Origin of the sequence: Acidisoma sp., from assembly GCF_035492295.1 — a bacterium.
GTDB lineage: Bacteria > Pseudomonadota > Alphaproteobacteria > Acetobacterales > Acetobacteraceae > Acidisoma.
Window position 1 is genome coordinate 21,993 of record NZ_DATJJK010000186.1, and the last position, 11,178, is coordinate 33,170.

12 protein-coding genes are annotated in these 11,178 nt (G+C 66.2%); 3 read left to right on the forward strand and 9 right to left on the reverse strand.

All coding sequences use genetic code 11. The features are described 5' to 3' along the window. Positions 1-6 precede the first annotated feature (6 nt). Both VL752_RS13935 and VL752_RS13940 read left to right on the forward strand, forming a co-directional pair. Positions 7-339 carry an ArsR/SmtB family transcription factor gene (locus VL752_RS13935; RefSeq protein ID WP_325356260.1) on the forward strand — a complete coding sequence of 111 codons (333 nt, stop codon included), beginning with the start codon at positions 7-9 and terminating at the stop codon, positions 337-339. Beyond that, positions 336-1,295, forward strand: coding sequence for a D-2-hydroxyacid dehydrogenase family protein (locus tag VL752_RS13940; RefSeq protein WP_325356262.1), 960 nt, complete (start codon positions 336-338; stop codon positions 1,293-1,295). Before VL752_RS13935 ends, VL752_RS13940 begins: the two co-directional genes overlap by 4 nt. On the opposite strand, the gene VL752_RS13945 is transcribed toward VL752_RS13940, so the two are convergent. The 7 genes from VL752_RS13945 to VL752_RS13975 form a co-directional block, all read right to left on the reverse strand. Beyond that, complete coding sequence (locus VL752_RS13945) at positions 1,292-2,440, reverse strand: iron-containing alcohol dehydrogenase (protein ID WP_325356264.1); 1,149 nt, start codon at positions 2,438-2,440, stop codon at positions 1,292-1,294. The genes VL752_RS13940 and VL752_RS13945 overlap by 4 nt on opposite strands. 24 nt (positions 2,441-2,464) lie before the next feature. Beyond that, on the reverse strand, positions 2,465-3,400 hold the full coding sequence (locus tag VL752_RS13950) for a branched-chain amino acid ABC transporter permease (RefSeq protein ID WP_325356266.1): 936 nt from the start codon (positions 3,398-3,400) through the stop codon (positions 2,465-2,467). After that, complete coding sequence (locus tag VL752_RS13955) at positions 3,401-4,288, reverse strand: branched-chain amino acid ABC transporter permease (protein ID WP_325356268.1); 888 nt, start codon at positions 4,286-4,288, stop codon at positions 3,401-3,403. It lies immediately after the preceding gene. Between the two features lie 5 nt (positions 4,289-4,293). Further along, entirely contained in the window at positions 4,294-5,526 is a 1,233-nt protein-coding gene (locus VL752_RS13960; protein ID WP_325356270.1) for an ABC transporter substrate-binding protein, read from the reverse strand. 36 nt (positions 5,527-5,562) lie between these two features. Then, on the reverse strand, positions 5,563-6,255 hold the full coding sequence (locus VL752_RS13965) for an ABC transporter ATP-binding protein (protein WP_325356272.1): 693 nt from the start codon (positions 6,253-6,255) through the stop codon (positions 5,563-5,565). Beyond that, positions 6,248-7,000, reverse strand: coding sequence for an ABC transporter ATP-binding protein (locus tag VL752_RS13970; protein WP_325356274.1), 753 nt, complete (start codon positions 6,998-7,000; stop codon positions 6,248-6,250). Before VL752_RS13970 ends, VL752_RS13965 begins: the two co-directional genes overlap by 8 nt. Before the next feature lie 101 nt (positions 7,001-7,101). Then, positions 7,102-7,665, reverse strand: a complete 564-nt coding sequence (locus tag VL752_RS13975) for a hypothetical protein (RefSeq protein ID WP_325356276.1) — start codon at positions 7,663-7,665, stop codon at positions 7,102-7,104. Positions 7,666-8,008: 343 nt separating this feature from the next. Here VL752_RS13975 and VL752_RS13980 point away from each other — a divergent pair, with 343 nt between their 5' ends. Beyond that, complete coding sequence (locus VL752_RS13980) at positions 8,009-8,392, forward strand: YgaP family membrane protein (protein ID WP_325356278.1); 384 nt, start codon at positions 8,009-8,011, stop codon at positions 8,390-8,392. Between the two features lie 38 nt (positions 8,393-8,430). Here the strand turns inward: VL752_RS13980 and pbpC are convergent, their stop codons facing one another. Both pbpC and VL752_RS13990 read right to left on the reverse strand, forming a co-directional pair. Further along, positions 8,431-10,413 carry a penicillin-binding protein 1C gene (pbpC, locus tag VL752_RS13985; protein WP_325356280.1) on the reverse strand — a complete coding sequence of 661 codons (1,983 nt, stop codon included), beginning with the start codon at positions 10,411-10,413 and terminating at the stop codon, positions 8,431-8,433. Next, the coding region (locus VL752_RS13990; RefSeq protein ID WP_413788770.1) for a hypothetical protein at positions 10,410-11,178 on the reverse strand (769 nt) is incomplete at its 5' end. The genes VL752_RS13990 and pbpC, both read right to left, overlap by 4 nt.

Sequence of the window (11,178 nt, forward strand, 5' to 3'; positions counted from 1 at the left end):
CGCATCATGGCGCAAGAGCCCTATATCCACCCCGACATCGAGATGGTCAGCTTGGCCGAGGTTCTGCATGCCCTCAGCGACCCCGTGCGTCTCTGCATCCTGCGGTCACTGACGCCAGGGGAGGAAACGGCCTGGAGCGGCTTCATGGTGAAGGTCTCGCCCTCCACGCTCAGCCATCACATGAAGGTTTTGCGCAATGCGGGGCTGATCACCAACCGACGGGACGGTACGCGCTGCCTCGTTTCGCTCCGCCCGGAGCTTTCCGAGCGCTTCCCCGATCTCGTGCAGACGGTTCTGCGCCTCGCGCCGCCGCCGCCCTGCTGCGAGGTAGCAGCATGACGCGCATCGCGGTTCTGGATGACTGGCAGGGCATCGCGCGCCGCAATGCGGATTGGTCTCCGCTCGAGGCGCGCGCCGAGTTGGTCTTCTTCGAGGAGGCCATCGCGGACGAGGATGCGGCGGCTGCGGCCTTCGCGGAATTCGACATCCTGCTCACCATGCGCGAGCGCACGCCCTTTCCGGCCTCGCTGATCGCTCGCCTGCCGCGCCTCCGGATGATCGGGATCACCGGCAAGTCCAATCCCTCGCTGGATCTCGCGGCCTGTGCGGCGCGCGGCATCATCGTTTGCCATACCGAGCCGAGCGGGCGCAGCGCGAGTGCTACGGCCGAGCTTGCGCTCGGGCTATTGATCGCCGCGGCGCGCGGCATTCCGGCAGGCGACGCGCAGATTCGCGCCGGCGGCTTCCAGCACGGCGTGCCGGTGGGCATCACGCTCGCCGGCAAGACGCTGGGGGTGATCGGCCTGGGACGGCTCGGCGGTCTCATGGCGCGGTACGGCCAGGCGCTGGGCATGGAGGTGCTGGCCTGGAGCCGGAACCTGACGCCGGAAAAGGCGGCGGAAGCCGGCGCCACCTATGCGACAAAGGAAGAATTGTTGGCGCGGTCCGATGCGGTCAGCCTGCACCTTGTTCTGTCCGACCGCAGCCGTGGCATTCTGGGGGCAGCCGACCTCGCACAGATGAAGCCGGGTGCGATCCTGATCAACACATCCCGAGGGCCGCTGGTGGACGAGGCCGCCTTGATCGCGGCAGTGACGGAGGGGCGCATCGTCGCCGCACTGGACGTTTTCGACCGGGAACCGCTGCCTGCGAGGCATCCGTTGCGGTCCGCGCCCAACACCGTCCTGACGCCCCATATCGGCTATGGCGTGGCCGAGACCTGGGCGGAATTCTATCCGCAGAGCGTTGAGAACGCGCTCGCCTTCCTGGACGGCACGCCGATCCGGGTGACCTAGCCCCAGGCCTCGCCATAGAGGGCGATGATCTCGGCGGCGTCCGGAATGCGGGGGTTGTTGGCAGGAGAGCCCGAGGCGAGCGCCTGTTCCGCCATCAGCGGCAGAAGGCTTTGCCAGCGTCCGGGGTCGATGCCGTAACTTTTCGGTGTCGGCACGGCGAGATCGCGGTTGAGGACGGAGAGCGCCTCAGTGAGTTTCGCGACCGCGCTCTGGTCCCCCTCCGTCTCGCCTGCGATGCCCATGATCCGGGCGCAGGCGGCGTAGCGGGCGAGCGCGCCGGGTGCCGACCAGCGGGTGACCGCCGGCAGCAGCATGGCATTGGAAAGCCCGTGCGCGACATGGAAATGCGCGCCGATAGGCCGGCTCATGCCATGCACAAGGGCGACCGATGCATTGGAGAAGGCGATGCCGGCCTGATGCGCGCCCAGCATCATCGCGGCCCGTGCCGCGCGATTGCCGGGCTCCTCATAGGCCGTGCGGAGGTTCGCCCAGATGAGCCGCATGGCGGAAAGCGCCATGCCGTCCGAAAAATCATTAGCGCGACGGGAGACATAGGCCTCGATGGCATGGGTCAGCGCATCGACGCCGGTGTCGGCGGTCAGCCGCTTCGGCTTCGATAGGGTGAGCTCGTAATCGACGATGGCGGCCATGGGCAGATAGGCGAGGCCGGCGCAGAGCATCTTTTCCCCGCTCTCCTCGTCCGTGATGATGGTGAAGCGCGTCGCCTCCGAGCCGGTGCCGGCAGTCGTCGGAATGGCAATGATGGGCAGGCCCGGCGCATCCTGCACATGCGGCACTTTCAGCATGCGCATGGCGCCGCCGATGTGGCCGAGCACGGCGGCGGCCTTGGCGGTGTCGATGGGGCTGCCGCCGCCGAAGCCGATGACGCAGTCGAAATCGCCGGTGCCGAGCATGGCAACGGCCGCGTCGACCGAAGCAACGGTCGGATCGGGCACGACCTCGGTGAAGGCGGGCGTGTCGCCGCCGAGGATTGCCCGCAGGCGCGCGAGGCCACCCGAGCCCGCCAGGAAGGGGTCGGTCACGATCAGCGGACGGGACAGGCCGAGCTGGCCCAGCACAGCCGGGACCTCCTCGATGCTGCCGGGGCCGAGCCGGACCAGGCGGGGGAGTGCGATGGCGGCCATGGACGTTCCTTCGGTGACTGGCGGCTAGAGCGGCGATTTCAGCCGATAGGCCAATTCTCCCACAATCCCTCGGCGGAAGACGAGCACGCAAACCACGAAGATCGCGCCCTGGATGACGATCACCCAGGCGCCGAAGGGCGCCAGATAATACTGCATGGCGACGACGACAAGGGCGCCCACGATCGGCCCGAAGATGGTGCCGATACCGCCCAGCAGCACCATGAGCACGACGAGGCCGGAGGTGGCGGCGCCGACATCCGAGAGGGTCTCGATCCCCATGACCGTCGCTTTCAATCCGCCCGCGACGCCGGCGAGAAGGGCAGCGAGGATGAAGATGACGCGCTTGTAGCTGGCGGGCTGATAGCCGAGCGATGTCATGCGCGGTTCATTGTCCCGCACCGCTTTCACCACCTGGCCGAAGGGCGAATGCACCACGCGGTGGACGAAGAGGACGCCGGCGAGAAAAACCACGGCGACCAGCCAGTAAATCACCCGGTCGTTCTTCAGTGAGATCAGGCCGAAGAGGGCGCTGCGGGGAATGCCCTGGATGCCGTTCTCGCCCCCTGTGAAACCGGTCAGCTGCACAGCGCCGAAATAGACGATCTGGGCCAGCGCCAGGGTGATCATGGCGAAATAGATGTCCTGGCGGCGGATGGCGAGCCAGCCGAAAACTGCGCCGAGTGCGGCGCCCGCGAGACCGCCGGCGGCGATGCCGATTTCAGGTGTCATGCCGAGGCTTTGCACCAGATAGCCCGCGACATAGCCGCCGAGGCCGAAATAGGCAGCCTGTCCGAGGGAGAGGAGACCGACCGAGCCCATGAGCAGGTTGGTGCCCATGGCGAAGAGGCCGTAACACATCACCTGCATGGCGACGATCGGATAGAGGAGGAAGGGGGCGGCGATCACCGCCAGGACAAGGACAGCGAAGGCGATGACTTGCGCGCGGGAGAAGCCGAACATTCAGGCTGTCTTCCCGAAGAGGCCGGCGGGCCGGGCCAGCAGGACGATGGCCATGACGACGAAGACGACGACCGCCGAGCCCGGCGGATAGAAGACGTCCGTGAAGCCTTCGATGATGCCGAGGGCGAAGCCGGTCAGGATGGCGCCGCCGATCGAGCCCATGCCGCCGATGACGACGACGGCAAAGACCGTGTCGATCAGATCGGACCCCATGCCGGGATTGACCGAATAGAGCGGGGCCGCGAGCACGCCGGCGAGCGCCGCAAGCGCCACGCCACCGCCGAAGGTCAGCGCCAGCAGCCGCGGCACATTGACGCCGAAGGCCTGGACCAGAGCCGGATTCTCGGTCGCCGCGCGCAGCAGCGCGCCGAGACGGGTGCATTCGATCAGCGCCCAGGTGGCGCCACAGATGACGAGGGCGGCAAAAACCACGAAGCCGCGATAGATCGGCAGATACATGAAGCCAAGGTTGACGACGCCACCCAGTCCGTGCGGCGCCTCATAACTCACGCCTGAGACACCGAAATAGTTGGTGGCCAGGCCTTGCAGAATCTGGGCGAGGCCGAAGGTCAGAAGCAGCCCGTAAAGAATGTCGAGCTTGTAGATGCGGCGGATGACCGTGCGCTCCAGGGCCACTCCGAACAGCCCCACGATGACGGGCGCGCAGATCAGCGCTCCCCAGTAATCAATATGCAGATAGGTGAAGAGGGCCCAGGTGACGAAGGCGCCGACCATGAACATGGCGCCATGGGCGAAGTTGATGATTCTCAGCAGGCCGAAGATGATGGCGAGGCCCATGGAGAGCATCGCGTAGAAGGAACCGTTGATGAGGCCGAGCAGAAGCTGGCCGAAGAGCAGCGGCAGCGGCTTGCCGAGAATCATCACCATCTGCGTCAGCTCTTGACGAGCGGACAGCCTTCGCCGGCCATCGGCGCGAAGGTCTGGTCGGCCGGCGTCATATGCAGAAGGTCGTAATAATCCCAGGGAGTGCTGCTCTCGCCCGGCTTCTTCACGCGGAAGAGGAAGGAGGGACACATGAAACGGCCGTCCTCCCTGATCCAGCATTTGCCGAAAGCGTCATCATCCGTGGGCATCTTCTTCATCTGCGTGACGACGGCGGCGCCGTTGGATGCCGTGTCGACGCCGATCGCGTCTACTGCCTTCAGGAAATGCAGCGTGCCGCTGTAGCAGCCAGCCTGCGCCATCGAAGGGTAGTTGCTCGGCGTCTTGGGTAGCACGCGCTTGGTGAAGGCGCGGGTACGGTCGTTCAGGTTCCAGTAGAAACTTTCCGTCAGCACCAATCCTTGGGCGATGTCGAGGCCCATGCCATGCACGTCGTTGATGTAGATGAGCAGGCCGGCGATCTTCATGCCGCTCTGGGTGATGCCGAACTGATGCGCCTGCTTGATGGAATTGACGGTGTCCTTGCCGGCATTGGCGAGGCCAAGCACCTGCGCGCCCGATGATTGCGCCTGCAACAGAAAGGACGAAAAGTCTGTCGTTTGCGGGAAGGGATAGGCGACATCACCGACCACGGTGCCGCCGGCAGCCTTCACCACCGCCGATGTCTGGTCCCTCAGCAATTGGCCGAAGGCATAGTTGGCAGTGATGAAGAACCAGCTCTTGCCGCCTTGTGCCACCATCGCGCCGCCGGTCGAATGGGAGAGCATGTAGGTGTCGTAGGTCCAGTGGATCGTGGACGCATTGCATTTCGGGCCGGTGAGCAGCGAGGTTGCTGAGTTTGAGTTGATATAGGTCTTGTTCTTCTGCGCCGCGACGGAAGCGATAGCGAGGCCGACGGCGGAGTTCGGAACGTCGATCAGCATATCGACGCCATTGTCGAACCATTGCCGGGCAAGGCCCGCGCCGACATCAGGCTTGTTCTGGTGGTCGCCCTGGATGACCTTGATGTCGTAGCCTTTGGCTGCCGCGCCCCAATCTTCGATCGCCTGGTGGACACATGCGACGGAGGTCTTGCCGCCGATATCGCTGTAGACGCCCGAGAAATCGCTGCAGACGCCGATGGTGAGCGACTTGCCTGCGGCCCGCGCGCCCGCGCGTGGCAGAACGGAGAGTGCACCCGCGCCGAGTGCCGTGCCGAGGACGCTGCGCCTTGAAAGGGTCATTCTTGTCGTCTCCCTGAATATCGTGTTCTGGTTTGCCTAAACGCCGAGGCGTCTGTGCAGATCGTCCATCTTTCCCGGAAGGGCCTCGGCCGTGATCATGTCGGCGATCCGCCCCTGCTCGACGACATAATGGCGGTCGGCGAGTTGCGAGACGAAGCGGAAATTCTGCTCGACCAGGAGAACCGTGAAGCCGCGACGCTTGATCTCGGCGATCATGCGGCCGATCTGCTGCACGATGACGGGTGCGAGACCTTCCGTCGGCTCGTCGAGGAGAAGCAGCTTGGCACCTGTGCGCAGGATGCGGGCGATGGCCAGCATCTGCTGTTCGCCGCCCGAAAGCTTCGTCCCCGGGCTGCGTGCGCGCTCCTGCAAATTGGGAAAGAGATCATGGATTTCGGCGATGGTGAGCCCGCCCGGGGCCACGATGGGGGGAAGAAGAAGATTCTCGTGCACGGTCAGCGAGGCGAAGATGCCGCGCTCCTCTGGGCAGAAACCGAGACCGGCACGACCGATCACGTCCGGCCGAGCGGAAATAAACTCCTGGCCGCGATAGCGCACGCTGCCCTTTCGGTTCGGCACCAGGCCCATGATGGATTTGAGGGTCGTCGTCTTGCCGGCGCCGTTGCGGCCGAGCAGAGTCACCACTTCGCCTTCACCGACCGTGAAGTCCATCCCATGCAGAACGTGGCTTTCGTCGTACCAGGCATTGAGGTTGGAGACTTCAAGCATGCTCCTGCCCCAGATAGGCGGTGATCACGGCAGGATCTTGCGAGACCGTCTCGTAACTCCCTTCGGCCAGCACCCGGCCGCGGGTAAGCACGGTGATGCGGTCCGACAATCCGGAGACGACGGATAGATTATGCTCCACCATGAGGATCGTGCGGCCGACGCGCAGACGGCGAATGAGGTCGACGATCCGCGTTACATCCTGCTCGGTCATGCCGGCGGTTGGCTCATCCAGCAGCAGGAGGGGGGGATCGAGCGCCAGGGTGGTCGCGATTTCGAGCGCGCGCTTGCGGCCATAGGACAGTTCTGCGGCGGGAACTTCCGAAAATTCGGACAGCCCGACTTCGGCGAGCAGAGCGCGGGCGCGATCGTCGAACCGCCGCAGGATGCGATCTGACCGCCAGAAGTCGAAACTCGGGCCGCGTTCCCGTTGCAGCGCGATGCGGACATTTTCGCGCGCCGACAGCCGGCCGAAGACCGCCGAAATCTGGAAACTGCGGACAAGGCCGCGCCGCGCGACATCGGCCGGCCTGGCCTGCGTGATGTCCTCGCCGCGAAAGAGGATGCGCCCGGCGCTGGGCTGGAGGAACTTGGTCAGGAGATTGAAGCAGGTGGTTTTGCCGGCGCCGTTCGGGCCGATCAGGGCGTGGATGGTGCCGTCTTCCACGCGCAGCGCCACGTTGTCGACCGCGGTGAAGCCGCGGAAGCTCTTGGTCAGGCCGGAGGTTTCGAGGACCGTTTCGCCCAATTTTTTGAATGCCCGTTTAACCGGATTTTTGTGGACGGTGACATGGATCGGAGGCCCGCGCAATGGGCCTCCGACCTATCGCCAGGGTCCCGTGGGCGAGCTTACCAGCTGCCCTGCTGTGGGCTGCAGAGCCGGGCCCAGAGGATCGGAAAGGCGTAGGACGAACCCTCGATCATCGTCGTGGAGGCATTGCCGGAGATCGAAAGGAAGCGCATTCCGGCGATCGCTCCGGTGCCGGAGGAGCCGTCGATGGTGCCGCAGAGGGTTGTCAGATGACCGGCGCTGCGCTGCACATAGGCCGACCTGAGGCCGCGATAGGCGGGAGCGTTCAGCGCGGTCCGCACCGAGCCCAGGCCGCGCAGCCAGACGCCCTGCATCTGCGGATCGTTATAGCGCGGGGCCGCATCGTGTTGCGGCGCTGTCCCGCTGATGGAGGAGCCGAGCGGCATCTGCTGCAGCATCAGGCTCAGGCAGACCGCAAAGAGGGACGAGATCATGAAGAAGAGCAAGGGCGCGATGCCACTTTGCACCGGCCGGGGAGCAGAGCGCGTCGCAGTGCCACCGCTTATCCGGGGGGAGGACTGTTCGCAGGCAAAATCGCAGTCCGGGCAACGAACGCGGCTGCCGACGACAAGAGCGGAGCACCAGGGGCAGATGATCGTCATGACACGTCCTCCGATTCCAAGTGCCGCGGGCCTGTTCCGGAGCTTGTTCCGGCCACTGCTGCGGCGATTTATGCCGGACCCGGAAGGTTCCGGATGCCCATCTGGTATGGGTCAAACACGCGGAGCAAACAACCAACGGCGCCTGTCGAAAATTGACGTAACACTCTGAAAATATTGAATTGTTGTCGGGTACGTGCGATTACCTACGGAACAGTACCAAGGCGGCCGAACCGGGCGTCGGCCGGGGCTGTTGCTCTGGCTTGCAGGACCTGGCGCAGGCCTTATCTCAAGGAGCCTGCACGGTTCTCCCAAGAGATCGTTCGCAGCCGAAAGGAGGCTTTGCATGACCGATGGGGAGAATTTGCCCATCCAAATGCCGGAGGGCGACGCCGACGAAACCCGTCACCGCCGGCAGCGCATGGCGCGGCTGCTCGACCGTCTGCCGGACTGGCTGCGGCGTGCCACTATTTGGCTGCTACGCCCGCATGCCCGATGGATCCGCATCCCGGCCGGTCTTCTCCTCGTGCTTGGCGGCATTTTCAGCATCCTGCCGATCCTCGGCATCTGGATGTTGCCGCTCGGCCTCATTCTGCTTGCCGAGGACGTACCCCTGCTCCGGCGCTGGCGGGAAAGGGCACTCGACTGGATCGAGCATAACCGTCCGCACTGGATCTATGGAAAAGACGACGCTTCATCTAAAGTTGATAAATCAAACGATCGGGCGTGATCCTGCCCGCAGGCACAAGCGTGGGGATGTCCGCGCGATCAGTCTTCCGCTTTCACCCGGATCGCCGCATGCACGGCAGAACCCGCGGCATCCAGGATCGTGACACGGTAGAAGCCCGGGCTCGGTGGTTGCCATTCCGTTTGGCGCAATGCGCCGATCGAGACGATGGGCGCGCCATCGATGAGGAAGCGCAGCGGCCGCGCGCCGCCCATCGCCTTGAGCGAGAGCGGGCCGAGACCCTCAATCACCGCGCCTGGCGGCGGATAGAGCAGGCGCAGCGGATCGGCGGCGGGTGCCGCCGCCAGCGAGAGCATTCGGCTCGACAGAGCCGCGCTGCGGGGGGCTGCCGGTATCGCGCTGAACAGCCGCGCCAGGATCGGCAGCGCGTGGTCGGAGGCAGAGCCACCATCCATCGCCGTGCCGTCCGGCCGCCCCACCCAGACGCCGATAAGATGATCTCGGTCGAAGCCGAAGGCCCAGTTGTCCCGGTCTCCCCAACTCGTCCCGGTTTTCCAGGCAATGCCCCGCGCTGTCGTCTCGTCCGGAAAGGGTCTGGTGAGAATGTCCGCTACCGTTTCCGCAGCGGTCGGCGGCAGGAGCCGCGCGACGGTCGCGCGTCCTTCCGTCAGTCGCAAGGGTCGCACGGAGCCGTCCGTCGCGAGCCCGGCATAGAGCGCCATGAGGTTTCGCATCGAGAGTCCGGCACCGCCGAGGATGATGGGCAGGCTGGGGGCCGCATCGCGCGGCAAGCGCAGCGGCGCATCGGCCGCCGCAAGCTTCGCCGCGAAGCGCTCCGCCCCGAAGCGTGAGAGAAGGCCCACGGCGGGCAGGTTGAGCGAGCGGCGGAGGGCGTCGGCGGCCGTTACCCGCCCCGTGAAACGGCCCGTGAAATCCTCCGGCCCATAATTGCCGAAGCGCTGCGGTGTGTCGGTCAGCAGCGTATCGGGATGGGCCAGACCATCTGCGAAGACGAGCGCATACAGGAAGGGTTTCAGCGTCGAGCCCGGGCTCCGGATGGCCTGGGTGAGGTCCGTCCGCCCGGCCCGCGCGCGGTCATTCCAATCGCCAAGCCAGAGGGCGGAGAGGCGACGTGTATGAAGATCGGCCACCATGACGGTCAGGGCGACCTGCGGCGGAAGATCGGCGGTGACGGCCTGGGCGGCGTGGGTGACCGCCGCCTGGATCGCGGGATCGATACTGGTCAGAAGCAGCGGTGGATGACGCACGCCGGACAGAAGTTGCGGCAGGGCGCGCGGCATCGGATGGCGAGCGCGGGGCACCGGCTCGGCCTCGGCGGACGCGGCTTCGGTCGGCGAGAGGAGGCCGCGCGCGGCGGCGAGTACCAGCAGGCGATTGCGCAGGCGTATCGCCGCTTCCGGATGCCGGTCTGGCCGCAGCGCCTCGGGCCGGCGCGGCAAGGCCACGAGGAGCGCCGCCTCGGCTGCATCCAGCGCGCCGGGGGGCTTGCCGAACCAGGCCCAGGAAGCGGCCTCCACCCCCACCAGATTGCCGCCGAAGGGGGCGAGGGACAGCCACAGCCCCATGATCCGGTCAGGCGTCTGGTGCTGCCAGAGGTCCAATGCGCGGGCGGTCTCCAGCAGCTTGGCCGATAGCGTTCGCGGATGCGGATCGAGCAGCTTCGCGACCTGCATGGTCAGCGTCGATCCGCCGGAAACGACATGGCCAGCCCGCGCCCATTGCCAGCCCGCGCGCAGCACGGCGCCGGGATCGACCCCGGGGTCGGTGCCGAAATGGCGATCCTCCACCGCCACCAGCAGTTGCCGCAGGAAAGGGGAGACGTTCTGCGGCCGGGTCTCGAACCGCCAGACCCCGCCCGGCGCCGGGGCGAGCGCCAGAAGAGAGCCGTCGGCTGCCAGGATGCGCGTGCCCCAACTGCCCGGCGCGGGCAGGGGTGCCGGGTCGAACCGGCCGAGCGCGAGCACGCCGCCGGCCCCCGCCATCAGCGCCAGGGCGCAGGCGAGCCCCGCCGCCGCAATCCTCCGGCGCAATGTCCACGTCATGGCGCGGGTGGGGTCACCGTGATGCGCACCGTGCCCTGGCGGGCGAAGATCGCCGGCCGATACATGTCCGCGAGCAGGATGCCGGGATATTCGTAACTGCCCGGGGTGACGGCGCGAAGGATCACAGCAAGACGGAAGCTGGCGGAATCGCTGCCGAGGGTGATAGCGGCGGCATAGCGGTCATCGGCCGCGGCTTCGGCATCCGGAGAACTGAGCGTGCCAAGCCAATCCATCCCCGGCACATCCCCGGCCGGGAAGCGGCCGGCAATCTCCCAGCCGGCTGGAAGCCCCGCCAGAACCACGGCGTGATGCGACTGGCCGTCCGTCGCGCGTCCGTCGATCTCCAAGACAAGAGTACTGTTCTGGGGCAGCTTGTCCGGATCAATGGCCGAACCGTCCATGGCGTAGAAGTGACGGTGAACCTCCATACCGGCGTGCGCGGCAGGCGGCGGCGTTACCGGTACGCCCTGCACGACGAGGCTGCCGGGTACGGTCTTCTTCCCGGGATTTTCCACCCCGATGGCGCTGGTGAGGGGCAGGGTGATGCTCGCCGCGGGGCCGAGCGTTTTGCCCGCGGCCTGCAGCGTCACCGGCCCGACCCCTGCTACCATCGCGGCGGCGGCAGCCCCGGCCCAGGCCTGTTCCTGGGTATTGAGCGTGTCGGGGTTGAGATCAGGGCCGGGCAGTGCCTGTCGGATGCCAGCGAGGCGGTTCGGCATCAGGCCGCTTTCGGCGATGAGCACCGCGGTCGCCAGCTGATCGCGG

Coding starts and splice junctions, on each gene's coding strand:
- VL752_RS13975 (WP_325356276.1), bottom strand. CDS start 7,665: ATGACGATCATCTGCCCCTGGTGCTCCGCTCTTGTCGTCGGCAGCCGC.
- VL752_RS13965 (WP_325356272.1), bottom strand. CDS start 6,255: ATGCTTGAAGTCTCCAACCTCAATGCCTGGTACGACGAAAGCCACGTT.
- VL752_RS13950 (WP_325356266.1), bottom strand. CDS start 3,400: ATGTTCGGCTTCTCCCGCGCGCAAGTCATCGCCTTCGCTGTCCTTGTC.
- pbpC (WP_325356280.1), bottom strand. CDS start 10,413: ATGACGTGGACATTGCGCCGGAGGATTGCGGCGGCGGGGCTCGCCTGC.
- VL752_RS13935 (WP_325356260.1), top strand. CDS start 7: ATGGCGCAAGAGCCCTATATCCACCCCGACATCGAGATGGTCAGCTTG.
- VL752_RS13945 (WP_325356264.1), bottom strand. CDS start 2,440: ATGGCCGCCATCGCACTCCCCCGCCTGGTCCGGCTCGGCCCCGGCAGC.
- VL752_RS13960 (WP_325356270.1), bottom strand. CDS start 5,526: ATGACCCTTTCAAGGCGCAGCGTCCTCGGCACGGCACTCGGCGCGGGT.
- VL752_RS13980 (WP_325356278.1), top strand. CDS start 8,009: ATGACCGATGGGGAGAATTTGCCCATCCAAATGCCGGAGGGCGACGCC.
- VL752_RS13955 (WP_325356268.1), bottom strand. CDS start 4,288: ATGGTGATGATTCTCGGCAAGCCGCTGCCGCTGCTCTTCGGCCAGCTT.
- VL752_RS13940 (WP_325356262.1), top strand. CDS start 336: ATGACGCGCATCGCGGTTCTGGATGACTGGCAGGGCATCGCGCGCCGC.